Source organism: Corynebacterium ureicelerivorans, assembly GCF_000747315.1.
GTDB classification, from domain to species: Bacteria; Actinomycetota; Actinomycetes; order Mycobacteriales; family Mycobacteriaceae; genus Corynebacterium; species Corynebacterium mucifaciens.
In genome coordinates this window covers 450,605-464,830 of record NZ_CP009215.1, presented here as the reverse complement: position 1 = coordinate 464,830, position 14,226 = coordinate 450,605, and the positions used below count along the sequence as shown (strand labels likewise).

General features: G+C 66.5%; 14 protein-coding genes. 4 read left to right on the top strand and 10 right to left on the bottom strand.

All coding sequences use genetic code 11. The features are described 5' to 3' along the window. Positions 1–2: 2 nt before the first annotated feature. Together CUREI_RS02355 and CUREI_RS02350 are read right to left on the bottom strand one after the other, a co-directional pair. Positions 3–632 (bottom strand): dTMP kinase, encoded by a 630-nt coding sequence (locus CUREI_RS02355; protein ID WP_038610001.1) that lies wholly within the window; start codon positions 630–632, stop codon positions 3–5. Positions 633–636: 4 nt separating this feature from the next. Then, a complete protein-coding gene (locus CUREI_RS02350) occupies positions 637–990 on the bottom strand; it encodes a DUF4259 domain-containing protein (protein ID WP_038609998.1) in 354 nt (117 codons plus the stop codon). A gap of 234 nt (positions 991–1,224) precedes the next feature. Between CUREI_RS02350 and CUREI_RS02345 the strand changes: the two genes are divergently transcribed. Continuing rightward, complete coding sequence (locus tag CUREI_RS02345; RefSeq protein ID WP_144242391.1) at positions 1,225–2,076, top strand: hypothetical protein; 852 nt, start codon at positions 1,225–1,227, stop codon at positions 2,074–2,076. A 4-nt stretch (positions 2,077–2,080) separates the two neighbouring features. On the opposite strand, the gene manA is transcribed toward CUREI_RS02345, so the two are convergent. From manA to CUREI_RS02325, 4 genes are read right to left on the bottom strand one after another with little or no spacing between them, the layout of a single operon-like run. Next, positions 2,081–3,259 (bottom strand): mannose-6-phosphate isomerase, class I, encoded by a 1,179-nt coding sequence (gene manA / locus CUREI_RS02340; RefSeq protein WP_038609992.1) that lies wholly within the window; start codon positions 3,257–3,259, stop codon positions 2,081–2,083. Positions 3,260–3,272: 13 nt separating this feature from the next. Beyond that, positions 3,273–4,274 (bottom strand): hypothetical protein, encoded by a 1,002-nt coding sequence (locus tag CUREI_RS02335; RefSeq protein ID WP_038609989.1) that lies wholly within the window; start codon positions 4,272–4,274, stop codon positions 3,273–3,275. Between the two features lie 25 nt (positions 4,275–4,299). Beyond that, positions 4,300–5,679 (bottom strand): phosphomannomutase/phosphoglucomutase, encoded by a 1,380-nt coding sequence (locus CUREI_RS02330; RefSeq protein ID WP_038613754.1) that lies wholly within the window; start codon positions 5,677–5,679, stop codon positions 4,300–4,302. A 45-nt stretch (positions 5,680–5,724) separates the two neighbouring features. After that, on the bottom strand, positions 5,725–6,225 hold the full coding sequence (locus tag CUREI_RS02325) for a DUF3499 domain-containing protein (protein ID WP_084768105.1): 501 nt from the start codon (positions 6,223–6,225) through the stop codon (positions 5,725–5,727). A 72-nt stretch (positions 6,226–6,297) separates the two neighbouring features. Between CUREI_RS02325 and CUREI_RS02320 the strand changes: the two genes are divergently transcribed. Then, positions 6,298–6,771, top strand: a complete 474-nt coding sequence (locus tag CUREI_RS02320) for a metallopeptidase family protein (RefSeq protein ID WP_038609983.1) — start codon at positions 6,298–6,300, stop codon at positions 6,769–6,771. 20 nt (positions 6,772–6,791) lie between these two features. Here CUREI_RS02320 and CUREI_RS02315 read toward each other — a convergent pair whose 3' ends face one another. From CUREI_RS02315 to CUREI_RS02305, 3 genes are all read right to left on the bottom strand, one after another. Continuing rightward, positions 6,792–7,040 carry a WhiB family transcriptional regulator gene (locus CUREI_RS02315; RefSeq protein WP_201773350.1) on the bottom strand — a complete coding sequence of 83 codons (249 nt, stop codon included), beginning with the start codon at positions 7,038–7,040 and terminating at the stop codon, positions 6,792–6,794. A 328-nt stretch (positions 7,041–7,368) separates the two neighbouring features. Next, complete coding sequence (gene manB, locus CUREI_RS02310; RefSeq protein ID WP_038609977.1) at positions 7,369–8,487, bottom strand: mannose-1-phosphate guanylyltransferase; 1,119 nt, start codon at positions 8,485–8,487, stop codon at positions 7,369–7,371. 42 nt (positions 8,488–8,529) lie between these two features. Further along, on the bottom strand, positions 8,530–9,468 hold the full coding sequence (locus tag CUREI_RS02305; protein ID WP_051952143.1) for a glycosyltransferase family 2 protein: 939 nt from the start codon (positions 9,466–9,468) through the stop codon (positions 8,530–8,532). Between the two features lie 79 nt (positions 9,469–9,547). Here CUREI_RS02305 and CUREI_RS02300 point away from each other — a divergent pair, with 79 nt between their 5' ends. Both CUREI_RS02300 and CUREI_RS02295 read left to right on the top strand, forming a co-directional pair. Then, positions 9,548–11,134 carry an LCP family protein gene (locus tag CUREI_RS02300; protein WP_038609974.1) on the top strand — a complete coding sequence of 529 codons (1,587 nt, stop codon included), beginning with the start codon at positions 9,548–9,550 and terminating at the stop codon, positions 11,132–11,134. Positions 11,135–11,240: 106 nt separating this feature from the next. Then, positions 11,241–12,851: an AbgT family transporter gene (locus tag CUREI_RS02295; protein ID WP_084768103.1), complete on the top strand. Its 1,611-nt coding sequence runs from the start codon at positions 11,241–11,243 to the stop codon at positions 12,849–12,851. Here CUREI_RS02295 and CUREI_RS02290 read toward each other — a convergent pair. Beyond that, complete coding sequence (locus CUREI_RS02290; protein ID WP_144242475.1) at positions 12,835–14,148, bottom strand: M20 family metallopeptidase; 1,314 nt, start codon at positions 14,146–14,148, stop codon at positions 12,835–12,837. The genes CUREI_RS02295 and CUREI_RS02290 overlap by 17 nt on opposite strands. Between the last annotated feature and the right edge of the window lie 78 nt (positions 14,149–14,226).

Here is a 14,226-nt window from a genome sequence, read left to right as displayed (position 1 = left end):
CCTTACTGCATGCCACTGCCTGGCTCGTGCACCAGCTCGCTCATTTCCTGCATGATAACCGCCGGATCCGACGCGCGGATCCACCGGCTCGCCCAGTTCGCCTCCGCCAGCTCCGCGTACGCCTCGAACGTGGCAACCTGCAGTGCCTCGTCGCGTTCATAGCGGTCGCGGGTGCGCGACGCGTCGCGCTCCTCGCGGGCTGCGGCTCGGTCGCGGGCGACGTCCGGCGGGGTATCCACCAGCACCTGCATGTCCGGCTGGGGCAGCTGGAGCTTGCCGAATTCGAGGTCGTGCACCCACCGCACGGCAGCCGGGTCCCCAGTACGCGCGCGCGTGTAGGCGGCGTTGGAGGCCACATAGCGGTCCAGAACGATGATCTTGTCGGTGGCGCCGGCGAAGCCGTCGAGAAGCTGTTTCGCCCCATGCCTGTCCAGAGCGAACAGCGTGGCCATTCCGAACGCGGAATCCGCCAGATCGCCCATCCGGCCGTGCAACGCGTCACTGGCAAGCTGCGCGTGCACGGATTCGTCGTAGCGGGGAAACGCGAGCGTCTCCGCGCCGAACCGTTCCTTCACGGCCGCAACCAGTGTGTGCTTGCCCGCCCCGTCAATGCCTTCGACTGCAACAATCATGCGGTTACGCCAGCGCCTCGAGGAACTGCTCCAGGTCCGCGTCCGTGTTAGCCTCCTCGAGCACCGCAGCGGCGGACTCCACGAGCTGCTCGTCCATCTCGTCCGGACGGCGGCGGAAAAACGGATACGCCTCCGCGATCTCACCGGCAGAAAACGGCGCACCAGCCCAGATCGCAGCGATGGTCGCTGCAGCCTGGCCGTTGAGCAGGTCATCTTCGGTGGGGTCGTCCTGCTTGGCTGCCAGCAGCACGGCGTCGCGGACCGCCTCGAAGATCTCCTCAAAATCGAGGTCAACCAGCTCGTCGAGGAAGTCCGTGTTGGTGTCGACCGTGAAAATCTGCTCGTCCCAAGTACTCACTGCGACGCTCCTTCCGTACATGGTGCGCGAGCAAACGCCCGCACAAAGTGTTGTCCCCATCTATATACGGCATATCCCGCCCCGGGGGGCACGACAACGCGCGACCGGCGGATTCCGCGGGGTTACGCGGGGTTCCGCATTCTCCGATTGCGTGATATAAACGGAGCTGTAGGCGAAACGTTACCAAGTTGTAATGCAACGCACGTCGGACGCGATCTGCGGGAGGAGGGGACAGTGGAAAGGACCGCACGCCGAGTGGCCGTGTTTCTCGGCGCAGGCGTATTGCTGGCAGCCCTCGTCGGAGTCACCGTCTGGGCCACCTCCGCGCCGGGGCAAAACAACCGTGCCGGATTCACAGCCGAAGCGGCCGGGACCGCGGAACCGAGCTCGACGTCCGCGTCGCCCGCCGAAACGACGCCATCCGAGTCAGACGACCAGGGCAGCGACGACGACTCTCGCACCAGCCGCCAGCATGACAGTAAGCCGGCAGACACAGGTGAAGCGGGGAGAACTGCCGCATCCGCGCCGTCGGACTACAACGCGGCGAGCGACCCCTACCTGCCGCCGCACGCCGTAGTGACGCGGGCGCCGCGATCGGGCCAGTCCTCCCGCGTGTACCGGCCGTCCAACATCGTCCCGTCCCCGGCCCGGCCCACCGCTGTCCAGGGAGGCACCCGTCCTACCGCGGAGCCGGCGCCCGCCGACGGACGACCGAGCGCGCAGACCACTTCCCCGCAGACGCCGAGTGGCGGGGCCCTGCCCAGCGCGACCAAGCCAGCAGCGCCCGCAACGCCCGCACCAGAAAGCTCGGCAACACAGCCGTCCGAGGCGGGGGAGCCGGTCCTTCCTTCCGCGCCGGATCCGGGAGCCGAGCCCGCGCCGGACGCCACGCAGGAAGCACACCAGGATGGGGCCAACTCCCCCGCTGCGCCTCAGGCGCCGTCCTCCCTCCCCGCCGAGCAACCAACCAGCTCAGCGCCGGCGCGTGTGGCGGGTAAAGAAGACGTCGCTGGCTACCCGCGCGAAACGCAGGCTGCGACGGCCCGCGGCGTCATCGATGGCTTTGACGGCACGGCGACGCAGTAGCCGGCTACACCGTCGCCACAAAGACTTGGGCGTTCCCGGAGGCGGAGAGGCGCACTGCACCGTCGCTCGCGGGCACCCAAGCAGCGTTGCCCTGGGTAAGGGTGAACCCCCCATCCACGACCTGCCCAGCGGTGCATAGCACGATCGCCGGGCCGTCCTTATCAATAGTGAGGGCCTCACCGCTGGCGAGCTCGTGCATGCTCACCACGAAATTGTCCACCGGCATCTGGAACTCAACACCGCCGCCGCGCGCAGCTTGTTCGGCCCGCGGGTTCTCAAGCGTCGTGAAATCCAGAACGCGCACGAGCTCTGGCACGTCAACGTGCTTGGTGGTCAAACCGCCCCGCAGGACGTTGTCGGAGCTCGCCATGACCTCCACCCCGAGGCCCGACAGGTAGGCGTGGAGTTGGCCCGCACGCAGGAACGCAGCCTCACCCGGCGCGAGCGTGACCAGGTTGAGCAGTAGCGCTGCAAGGACTCCAACGTCGCCCGGGTACGCCTCGTTGAGCTCGAGGTAGAGCGCTGCGGCCTCTACCATCCAGTCGGGGTGCTCCCCATGCGAGACGAGCGCGCGAGCCGAGCCCTCAACCGCCTCTATCAGTTCCACCCGGGACTGCACTGGCAGCGAGATCAGGGTGGTAAACAGCGCGCGGAGATCGCCGTCGCTGTCCGTGGGCAGCAACGCGGCGTAGCGGTCGAGTTCCGGGCAGGCGAGCGCCCGAAAATACGCAGCCGTGTCAGCCACTGGGCGGAAGCCGGCAAGCGCGCGAAACGGGGTGAGAGCGACAATCAGCTCCGGCTTCGGGTTCGGGTCCTTGTAGTTCCGGTCCGGGCTATTTAGCGCGATCCCCTGCGCGTTCTCGCGGTCAAAACCCTCTTCCGCCTGTTCGCGCGACGGGTGCGCCTGGATACTCAAGGGCGCGTCTGCGGCGAGGAGTTTGACCAGAAACGGCAGCTGATCACCGTACGCGGCGCGCACACGGGAACCGAGCTCCGCAGCCGGATCGGCGGCGATGATCTCGTCCAAGCCGGTACCTGCCACGGTCGCCGGGGCCGCGGGGTGCGCACCGAACCACAGCTCCGCCTGCGGCTGCGGGCTCGGCGATGGCTCGCCGCGAAGGTCTGCGAGCAACGTGTGCGAGCCCCAGGCGTAGGGGCGCAGAGCTCCTTCGAGGTGCTCCATGACTCTCCTTCTACTACTGGGCCGCGTCGGCTGTATCGGCCGTGTCCGCTGAAAGCGCCGTCGCAGCGTACGCTCGGGCCACCAGACGGGCCGCGCGAGCAGCGACGTCGGTGGAGTCCGTCTCCACGGCCTCTACCCGGCTACCTGCCGAAGCCACCGGATCGGCGACCTCGCAGGACCAAACAACGGTTGTCAAACCTACCAGTTCCGAGGGTCCGTCAATGTAGGGGTCGTAGAAGATGTCGTCCGCGGCCGGCGCCGGATGAGCCTGTTGAGCACGCTCAACGGCGCCCGGCAGCTCGGCAGCATCCACCGCCGCGGATGGGATGCCGTTTACCGACCACAGCGCCGCCGCCAGTCCCGCGACAGCGCTGCCCGCGCGACCGAAACCGGTGTGCAACACTCGGCCGCCGTCGGCGTGGCCACACAGCGCACGTGCCGGGTTGACTGCGGCGTCGCGCTGCGGGGATGCGGCCTCCAACTCCACGTCCACCTCCGACGCGATGGCGTCGAAGCGTTCTGCGACTTCTGCTGCGGGATGGCGCAACACCGCCAGCACAGCGCCGACAACGGCGCAGGTGCGAAGGGCGGACGTGCCCGCCACGGCGGGCAGCGCGGGGATCACGGTGGTGGCCTGTGGTGCGTCGTCAAGCAACGGCCCCTGCGCGGGTCCAGCGAGGATCGTCTCCGCGCCGCGATCGGCGGCCGTGACCAGCGCACGCAGGTCCTCGTCGCGTCCGGCGTTGTCGCCCACGACCACAACGACATCGAGCGGGCCGACATAGGCGGGAAGGACATCGGCAACGACCACCGGCATCTCGAGCGGGCTGGCGAAGTCGCAGAGCGCACGCGCTGCAGCTGCGGCGATCGAGTCCGTAGCTAGCACGACCACGCTGCGCGGCTGCAGGCCTGTCAGCGCCGCCAGCGGCTCTGCCGCCTGGCCCACCGCGCGGATTTGGGCGCCTTCGTGCGCGACATCGAAAAAGAGGGCCTCTTCCCTGGAAATTCCGCTCATACCGCGCGAGCCTACGCGCGGTACCTCAGGCGCGGATGATGCCGAGGATTTCCTCAGTAAGGGCGTCAACCTCTGCGCGCGTGGGCGCCTCTGCGTTGAGCCGCAGCAGGGGCTCGGTATTGGAGGCGCGCACGTTGAACCACGCTTTCGAGTTCCGCAGCTGGATAGTGACGCCATCGAGGGTGTCCACGGAGTCGGCGCGGTCGCGGAACGCGTCCACCACACGCTGGGTCGCCGCAGCTTGGTCGGCCACCTCGGAGTTGATCTCTCCGGAAGCAGCGTAGCGGTCGTAGGCGGCCATCATTTCGCTCAGCGGCGCGTCTTGCTCCGCCAACGCGGCGAGCACGTGCAGCGCAGCAACAAGGCCGGAGTCCGCGTTGAAGAACTCGGCGAAGTAGTAGTGCGCGGAGTGCTCCCCGCCGAACAACGCGGAATGCTCCGCCATCTGCGCCTTGATGTACGAGTGGCCCACGCGCGTGCGCACGGCCTTGCCGCCCTGCTCCCCAATGACCTCGGGAACGGTCTTCGAGGTGATCAGGTTGTGGATGACGGTCGCTCCCGGGTTATCCGCGAGCACGCGGGAGGCAATCAGCGCGGTGATAGCGGACGGGGAAACGGCTTCGCCTCGCTCATCCACCACGAAGCAGCGGTCCGCGTCGCCGTCGAAGGCCAAGCCGATGTCCGCGCCTTGCTCGACGGTGAAGCGTTGCAGGTCCACCAGGTTCTTCGGGTCTAGCGGGTTCGCTTCGTGGTTGGGGAAGGTCCCGTCGAGCTCGAAGTACAACGGGCGGATATCCACGTTGCTCAAATCGCCGAGCACCGCCGGCACAGTCATGCCGGCCATGCCGTTCGCGGCATCGACCGCTACTACGAGCTTGCGGCGCGTCGGAACCGGTACCAGCTCGCGCAGATAGGTGGCGTATTCGTCGAGGGCGTCGCGCTTCTCGACGACCCCAGGTTCCCCCGCGTACTCCGGCACCCCTTCGACGAGCATGCGGGCGATGTCGCTCAGGCCTGTGTCCGTGGACACCGGGGCGGCGCCCGCGCGGCAGAGCTTGATGCCGTTGTACTTCGCCGGGTTGTGGGAGGCCGTGAACATCGCGCCTGCACAGCGCTGGGTCCCGGCGACAAAGTAGAGCTCGTCGGTGGACGTCAGCCCCAGAAGCGTCACATTCACGCCCTGGCTAGCAGCACCTTCGGCGAACGCTTCGGACAACGCGGGCGACGACGGGCGCATGTCGTGGCCGACTGCAATGCGGTCTTCCCCCTCGCCGCGCAGGATGCTGGCGAAGGCCGCTCCGGCGGTGCGGACAAAGTCTTCGTCGATGGTCTCCCCCACGACGCCGCGGATGTCGTACGCCTTAATAACGCTTTTCAGCGTGTCCGTTGTGTGCTCAATAGCCATGCGCGCCATCTTATCCCGCCCCTCCGACGTGCCTGGTGCCTCGCCCTAGTCTTCGCGCTCCGGATCAGGCACGACTCGCAGATGAGAGCGGCGGGCGGCTTTGTGCGCCGCGATCTGCTCCTCCACGCGCTTGGTGCGGTGCACCGGGTGGTTGGAGGTGTCCGGGTTGTTGAAGTCTTTGTCCGCCGAATACTCGATCGGATCCTGTCCGCTTTCTACCAACCCGGTAGTCACTCGCCCCGCCTCGCGCACCGCCTCAGCGAGCGCGGTGATGTCAGTGGTTTCCGTGTCGTCCGCGGTGTCCGCGTCGTCACCATCAAGCTCTACATGCTCTACGCGCACCAGCTCCCACCCCACTGGAGCGGTGATATGCGCGGAGTGGCGCTCGCACAGATCCCACGCGTGAGGGTCCGGGGCGGGTGCGAGCGGGCCAACTACTGCCGTCGAGTCCGCGTACGCGTAAATCAGCGTCGCCACAGCGGGCCGACCGCACCCTGGGCGGCAACAACGACGGTAAACATTCACGGCGCCAAGTCTAAACCCCATGTTGAGATTTCGGCAGTGCGACGCGGCGCGCCCACGCCACCCCCGGGCGCCCGGGCAATAGGCTTGCCACTCATGACATCGACCGGCCCCTCGCATGTTCAACCGGCCCGCAACCGGCACGGCAGAGGCGTGCGCGGGCCCGTCTTACCGGTGGGCGTGCCGCGCTACCGCACGCGCGCGGACGCCTTTGACCAGCTCGTCCTCGACGCGTACGCGCCACTGCACAACCAATTCTTCAACGAGCTTGCCGGGGTCGATTTGGCGGTGGACACGGTGCCGCGCATGCGGCTCAGCCCAGACATGACAGTCCTGCCGGACGAAATCATCGCCGATGGCCCGGTGCCCCTGGGGAGGGTGCTTCAAGCTGGCGTAGACAAGCGGGGCAACCCGACGCGTGCGCGCCTTGTGGTGTTCCGCATGCCCATCGAGCACCGCAGTGCACACACGCAAGAGCGGTCAGAACTCATCACATGGGTTCTGACCGCTCTGGTGGCGAACTACCTCAACCTCGACCCGCGGACAATCGATCCAGACTTTCCTTGGTAGGCCGTGCCGAGTCGGGCCGGTTAGCCGAGCTGCTTTTTCAGGCGACGGCGCTCCCGGTCCGAAAGCCCACCCCAGATACCGAAGCGCTCGTCGTGTTCGAGCGCGTACTCCAAGCACTCGTCCCGAACCGCGCAGGCTTGGCAAATCCGTTTGGCCTCGCGGGTGGAACCGCCTTTTTCGGGGAAAAACGCTTCCGGGTCGGTTTGGGCGCACAGCGCCTGGTCCTGCCACTCCTGCTCGACGGCGCCGAACAACTCGTCGAGGGTCATCCCTCCTGCGGCTGCGCCACGGAGGATGGCGTCTGCCTGGTTTTCCACGCCATCACCTTCCTTAGTTGCTTGTCGGACGTAAAAGAGTGGTGCCCGCACCTCCCGCCGAGCGGGCACTGCGGATGACACTGCTGTGATTACACACTGCAGCACTAAATAGCCGCAACCAGAATCTCCCTCTCGTGGGAACGCGCCCCGCATTTCCCACGTCGCTCGTCACACGAGTCACATCTGTCACACGTGCGCGCTGCTGGGGGTGAAGCGAGGGGGTACTACATGTAGTGGCAGGCGGAATTTCAGCAACTAATCCCGGGTTTCGGCGTGTCGCTTACGCGTCTGAGGAGAAACGCACTCCCGAGTCCGGGATCTCCACGCCCGGCCACACGCGCATCCCCGCCTGCAGCTCGCACCGGGCGCCGATTCGCGCGCCCTCGCCGATAACGCTGTCGGTGATGCGTGCGTTCGCCCCGATAGTGGCGCCCGAGGCAATGATGGAGTTGCGCACCATTGCGCCCGGCTCGATGGTGACGCCGTCAAAGATCACGGAGTCGTCCACCCGCGACCCGGCACCGATCTCGCAACCACGGCCCACAGCAGTGCCGCCCATGAGAATCACGCCGTGTGCGACGCCCGCGGAGTCGTCGACAAGCGATTCGCCCGTGCGCCCCTGGAGCAGCGGCGAGTACGCAATGCCGCGCACCACGTCCGAGGAACCCTGCACGAAATCGTCGGGGCGGCCCATGTCGCGCCAGTAGGACGAGTCCACGTGGCCGGCCACCTTCGCGCCCGCCGAGAGCAGACCCGGAAACGTCTCGCGCTCGACAGACACCACGCGCCCGGCCGGGATGTTCTCGATCACCGAACGCTTAAACACGTAGCAGCCGGCGTTGATCTGGTCGGTCGGCGGGTCCTCGGTCTTCTCCAAGAACGCCAACACGTTGCCGTCCTCATCGGTGGGCACGGAGCCGAACGCGCGCGGGTCCGGCACGCGCACCAGGTGCAAGGTCACGTCGGCGTCTTTTTCCACGTGTGTGGCGGCAATCGCCGACAGGTCCGCACCGGAAAGCACGTCGCCGTTGAACACCATGGCGTTGTCGTAACGCAGCTTGTCGTAGACGTTACGGATCGCGCCGCCGGTGCCCAGCGCCTCCTCTTCAACCACGTACTCGATTTCCAGGCCGTACGCGGCGCCGTCGCCGAAGTACTCTTCGAACACCTCAGCCTTGTACGAGGTTCCCAGCACGACGTGGCGCATGCCCGCCTCACGGATACGCGCAAGCAGGTGCGCCAAGAAGGGGTGTCCGGCCGTGGGCAGCATCGGCTTCGGGGTGGACACCGTGAGCGGGCGCAGCCGCGTACCGCGCCCGCCCACCAAGATCACCGCGTCCATCTCGATGACCGCCTCGTCGGCTTCCTGCGGGGCGCCGCCCTGCTGCGAAGTTGCCATAACCTGTCCTTTTCTTATTGGTGGGATTCGTTTCGGGTGTATTTACGTACCGGCTGCCCGGCGCGGCGCGCGCAGCCCGAGCTGGATCGCGCCCCGCGCCTGAAGCCCCAGCCACAACGTCCACCGCAGAGGTGCTTGCCATGCGTGGGGGTGCCTGTCGCGTTGAAAGCGGTAGGCGGACCTGTGGTGCGCCGGCACCGTCACACGGCGAAACTTGCCAGCCACGTGGCCTTGGTCGTGGTGGATGACTGCCGACGGGCAGTAGAGGTTCTCCCACCCTGCGCGCGCAAGGCGGTCGCCGAAATCGATGTCTTCCAGGTACATGAAGTAGCGCTCGTCGAATCCGCCGATGGCGTCGAACGCGTCCCAGCGCACCAGCAAGCATGCGCCGGAAAGCCACCCGGCGGTGCGCTGCTCGTGCATGTTGGCATTCGCCCGGTACGCGCGGGAGAACGGGTTGCCGGGCCAAATGCCGTAGAGCAACGCATGGCCGATGCCGGTGGCCAGACCTGGGACCTCACGCGCGCTGGGGTAGGTCGATCCGTCCGCTTCCTCGATCCGCGGACCCGCCGCTCCTGCCTGTGGGGCGGCGTCGATGCAGTGGAGTAGCTCATCGATGCTCCCGGGTGCGAACTGGACGTCGGGGTTGACGATGAGGAAGTAGTCGTCTCGGATTGCACCGGTGCGACGGCGCTGCGCCAGCGACGCTGCTGCCGCGTTGATGGCGGCTCCGTAGCCGACGTTTCCCCCGGTGGGGAGAAACTCGACGTTGTCGTGCGACGCAGCTGTGCGCTGCGGCACCCCATCGGTGGAGCCGTTGTCTGCGCAGATGAGGTGGACCGGCTGTGTCGTCGCGGCGTCCAGCGAGGCAATGAGGTGCGCCAAGTGCTCGCCGGGCGAGTAGGTCACCGTGACCACGGCCAGCGGCGCGCCAGATGCCGTTGCGTTGGGATAGTCTGCGTTCACAATGGCTGGGATCATACCCACCAAAACGGACGGAACCGGTGTACGGCACAGCGCTCGATCGGGAGTGGTGGCGGGATGTCGTATACTTCCCCGCGTGACTGACCCCAGCCGGCGCGCCCGCGACATCCAGGCGGCACCGTCGCGAACCCGCGACGTGTCGCAGTCCGGCCACCCGGTGGTCAAAGGGGTACTCGCTGCACTTTCCGCCGCCGCGATCGCGCTGTCCGGTATCGGCTACTTCGCCGTCGGCCGCCTCGGCGGGCAGTTATCTGCCTCCGAACTCGATGTGGGACGGGCCAAGGGCAAGGACGACGCGCTCGACGGCGCAGTGGACATCCTGCTTGTCGGCTCGGACTCACGCACGGATGCGCAAGGCAACCCGCTGAGCGAGGAAGAGCTTGAGCGCCTGAACGCTGGCGTGGCCGACGGCGAAATCAACACTGACACGATCATGGTCGTCCGCATCCCGGAAGACGGCTCCAAGGCAACCGCAGTCTCCATCCCGCGCGACACATACGTCCACGACGAGACCTACGGCAACCTCAAAATCAACGGTGTCTACGGGGCGTACGCCGCCGACAAGCGCGAAGAGCTGGTTGAGGAAGAGGGGATGCCCGAGGGGCAGGAACTGGAGCAGCAAGTCGCCCGCGCTGGTCAGGAGGGCCTGATCGACGCGGTCGCGGACCTCACCGGGGTCCAGGTGGACCACTTCGCGCAGGTCGGCCTGCTCGGTTTCGTCCTGCTCACCGACGCCGTCGGCGGCGTGACCGTGTGTTTGAACGAGGCCGTGGACGAGCCGCTCTCTGGCGCCCGCTTCCCCGCCGGCGTGCAAACCCTGAACGGCACGCAGGCGCTGTCGTTCGTCCGGCAGCGGCACGATCTTCCGCGCGGCGATCTCGACCGCATTGTCCGCCAGCAGGTGTTCATGGCGTCGCTGGTGCGCAACGTGCTCTCCGCGGGCACGCTGACCAACCCGTCGCGTCTGCGCGAATTGTCCAATGCGGCGGAGCGCTCCGTCACTTTGGACAAGGACTGGGACGTCGTCCGCTTCGCGCAGCAGCTTTCGGGCCTCGCCGGGGACAACGTCACCTTCACCACCATCCCGGTCACCTCGGTCAACGGCGTTGGCGACTACGGAGAGTCCATCGTGACCGTCGATGTTGCCCAGGTGCAGCGTTTCATGGGGGACATTGTGCAGCCCGCAGAGGACGCGAAAGACACTGCGGACGAGAGCAAGGACACCGAGACGTCCTCTTCCCCCACCGCGGACGCGCCCGCGCTGCGCGGCCGCCAGGTGACCGTGCTCAACGCCGGTGGCGTCCCGGGCCAGGCCGGCCGCGTGGGGCAGGAACTGAGCAAGGACGGCATCACCGTGGACGAGGTCGCCAACGCGATGGAGGGCCTGTACTCCCAGAGCCAGGTGGTCGCTCCCGCCCCCGAGGACCCGGCCGCTCAGGAGCTTGCGCGCCTGCTTGGCGGGGTGCCCGTGGTAGCAAACGCCACGTTGGACCAGGACGCACTCGTCGTGGTTGTGGCCGAAGACTACGCCGGGCCAGGCATGCTCTCTGCGGAGGAGACGGACACGGAGGCTCCCGTGGGCACGCCGGGCGAGGACTTCGGCGCCACGCAGGCTGCCCCGGAGATCACTGCTGACGGCGACACCCCGCGGTGTGTGAACTAGGCCCAGGTCGGGTGCAGCACCCCACTCTCCCTCACATGAATATATTTCACGGTATTTTTCTCATTTGGGGGGAATTTATACATGCGCTGCGGTAGAACCGTAGTGCATGACCCCATCAACGCGGCCTAAGCCGACAAAAGACACTGACCCACCAAAGAAAACAGGCGCGGCAGACCGCGTCCTCAACGGCATTGAAACGGTGGGCAACAAGCTCCCCGAGCCGTTCACCCTTTTCCTCATCCTTTTCCTTCTCACCGCTGTCGTCTCCACGATCATGGCGTGGTCCGGGGCGCAGGTGCAGGTCCCGGGTTCGGACGAGGTCCGGCCCATCCACGGCTTCTTCACCAAAGAGGGACTGGCCTGGTTCACCGTCAACCTGGGTAAGAACTATGTAGGATTCCCGCCGCTGGTCTACGTGTTGCCCATCATCCTCGCGGTGGGTATCGCGGAGCGTTCCGGCATGCTCTCGGCGTTAATCCGCCGGTTGTTCGGCTCCGCCAACGCATCCGTTCTGCCGTACGCGGTGGGCGTGATCGGCGTGTCCGCGTCCTTGATCGCTGACCCCGCCTTCATCGTCATCCCTCCGCTGGCAGCCATGGTGTTCAAGGCCGCGGGACGCCACCCTGTTGCCGGCCTCCTCGGCGGTTTCGCCTCCGTCGGCGCCGGCTACGCCACCTCGATCTTGCCCGGCTCACTCGATGCCCTGTTCGCCGGCATCACCAACTCCGTCATGGAGGCCCTCCCCAGCCTTGAAGCCAACGAGGTCACCGTTGTTTCCAACTACTGGTTCAACATCGCCTCCGCCTCCATCCTCGGCTTCCTGGCGGGCTTCATCATCGACAAAGTGCTTGAGCCGCGCCTGAACAAGCTAGGCGTGCCCACCGAGGTCGCCGAGGGGCAGGACGCGCCTGACCTCGATATCGACGGCAACGAAATCACTGCGGAGCTCACTCCGGCTGAAAAGCGCGGCCTGACCGCCACGCTGTGGGCGACGCTGCTGCTCACCATCGTTGGAACAATCGCCGTGCTGGTGCCCGGCTCACCGTGGCGCAACGAGGAGGGCAACTTCCTGCCGGAGTCGCCGCTGATGGAGTCCACCGTGTTTATCGTGGTGCTCTACTTCGTGGTGATGGGCTTGGTGTACGGCATCGCAGCCGGCACGGTGAAGAGCGTTCCCGACGTCACCGAGATGATGGGTTCCGCCATCAAGGAGATGACCGGCTTCCTCGTCCTCGCGTTCATCCTCGGCCAGTTCATCGCGCTGTTCAACTGGTCCGGCATCGGCACCTGGACGGCGGTGAAGGGCGCGCAGGCACTCGAATCCGCTGGCATCGGCGGATTCGGCGCCATCCTGGCGTTTGTCATCCTCGCGTCCTCCCTGAACATGCTCATCATCTCCGGTTCGGCCCTGTGGACGCTGATGGCCGCGGTCTTCGTGCCCATGTTCGCGCTGATCGGTTTCGACCCCGCGTTTGTTCAGGCCGCGTACCGCGTGGGCGACTCCGCCACGCAGATCATCACCCCGCTCAACCCGTACCTCATCGTCATCCTCACCCAGCTGCGCCGGTACGAGCCCAAGGCCGGCATCGGTACGCTCATGTCGCGTCTCATCGTGTTCTCGGTGGCGTTCTGGCTGTTCTGGCTGACGCTGCTGTTCATTTGGTACCAGTTCGACCTACCGCTGGGCCCGGGCGCGTCCATCATGCTTGCTCAGTAGTGTCCTCCGCTTCGGCCAACAACGCCTCCACGGAGACTGCTCCCCCGGCGGCGTCGAACTCGGCCCGGGCGTCGGCAAGCAATTGCGGATCATTGAGTACATCCGCGATGACTTGGCCAAGGCCCACCGCCGAGTCCACCACCCCGTCGAGCGCTGCCGGAGTGACCGCGGCGTCGGCGAAAGCAACGGTGTGCAGCGCGGTGCCCTCCGGGGCGATCTTCAGCAACGGGTGGATGCCCGGCACGAGTTGGGAGACGTTGCCGAAGTCCGTCGATGCCGCCTGCGAGTCCGGCAGGATACCGCCGGGCAGCACCCGGCGACCGCGGGCCTGCTGGGTGGCACCCCAGCGCGCAGCCAGGGTTTCGTTGTTACGCACCGGAAGCGACATCGGGTGGTTGTCCCAGTCCACCTCCACGCCAGTACCAGTCATAAGGGCCGCGCCGGTGAGGATGTCGTCGATACGCTTGCTCAGATCCATCAACGTGTCGGTGTAGAGAGAGCGAACATAGATGTTCAGCGTCGCTTCTTCCGGGATGATCGAGGCGCGCGCCCCGCCGTCGGCGATAATCGCGTGCAGACGGTCCGACGGAGGCATTTGCTGACGCAGAAGCCCGAACGCCTGGTACGCGAGCGTCGCGGCGTCTAGCGCGTTGCGGCCCATGTACGGCTGCATCGACGCGTGCGCGGCGACACCTGAAAATGTGGCCGTGAGCGAGCGCCGCCCCGTCCAAGCGTGGGAAACAAGGTCGTAGCTAAACGGGTGGATCATCACAGCGCAGTCCACACCTTCGAGCATGCCGACCCGTATCATGTACTCCTTGCCGGTGTGCCCCTCCTCGGCCGGCGTGCCAAGAAAGACGATGCGGCCGGAACCGGAGCCGACTGCGCCGAGAAAGCCACCCACACCGGACGCCGCGATCACGTTGTGGCCGCAGGCATGCCCGATGCCGGGTAGCGCGTCGTACTCGGACATCACCGCGACGGTGGGATGCACTGCCGGGTCGAAGTCGTCGCTTTGCCACTGCGCCCGCAGCGCGGTGTCCACACCGTGGGCGCCGCGCATGACCTCGAAGCCGTGTGTTTCCAGCACCTCCGCAATGACCTGCTGAGCATGGAACTCTTTAAACGCCTCCTCCGGATTGGCGTGCACGTCGCGCATGATGTGCTCCAGATCCGCCCGCGCGATGCTGACCCGCTTTTCCACGCCTGCCCAGACTGCTTCGCGTTCCGGATACCCCGACTCTACGGCGAATTCGGGGGCTGCGGCGCCGATTTGCTCGTCGACAATCGCGTCCATGCGGTTAAGAAACGCCGGGTTCGGCGGGGTCGGTTCGGTCGGGCGGGTGGGATGCACGGGGCTCACTCTCCGTTCTGT

Coding starts and splice junctions, on each gene's coding strand:
- CUREI_RS02355 (WP_038610001.1), bottom strand. CDS start 632: ATGATTGTTGCAGTCGAAGGCATTGACGGGGCGGGCAAGCACACACTG.
- manA (WP_038609992.1), bottom strand. CDS start 3,259: ATGGAGCACCTCGAAGGAGCTCTGCGCCCCTACGCCTGGGGCTCGCAC.
- CUREI_RS02335 (WP_038609989.1), bottom strand. CDS start 4,274: ATGAGCGGAATTTCCAGGGAAGAGGCCCTCTTTTTCGATGTCGCGCAC.
- CUREI_RS02330 (WP_038613754.1), bottom strand. CDS start 5,679: ATGGCTATTGAGCACACAACGGACACGCTGAAAAGCGTTATTAAGGCG.
- CUREI_RS02325 (WP_084768105.1), bottom strand. CDS start 6,225: ATGGGGTTTAGACTTGGCGCCGTGAATGTTTACCGTCGTTGTTGCCGC.
- CUREI_RS02320 (WP_038609983.1), top strand. CDS start 6,298: ATGACATCGACCGGCCCCTCGCATGTTCAACCGGCCCGCAACCGGCAC.
- CUREI_RS02315 (WP_201773350.1), bottom strand. CDS start 7,040: ATGACCCTCGACGAGTTGTTCGGCGCCGTCGAGCAGGAGTGGCAGGAC.
- manB (WP_038609977.1), bottom strand. CDS start 8,487: ATGGCAACTTCGCAGCAGGGCGGCGCCCCGCAGGAAGCCGACGAGGCG.
- CUREI_RS02305 (WP_051952143.1), bottom strand. CDS start 9,468: ATGATCCCAGCCATTGTGAACGCAGACTATCCCAACGCAACGGCATCT.
- CUREI_RS02295 (WP_084768103.1), top strand. CDS start 11,241: ATGACCCCATCAACGCGGCCTAAGCCGACAAAAGACACTGACCCACCA.
- CUREI_RS02290 (WP_144242475.1), bottom strand. CDS start 14,148: ATGGACGCGATTGTCGACGAGCAAATCGGCGCCGCAGCCCCCGAATTC.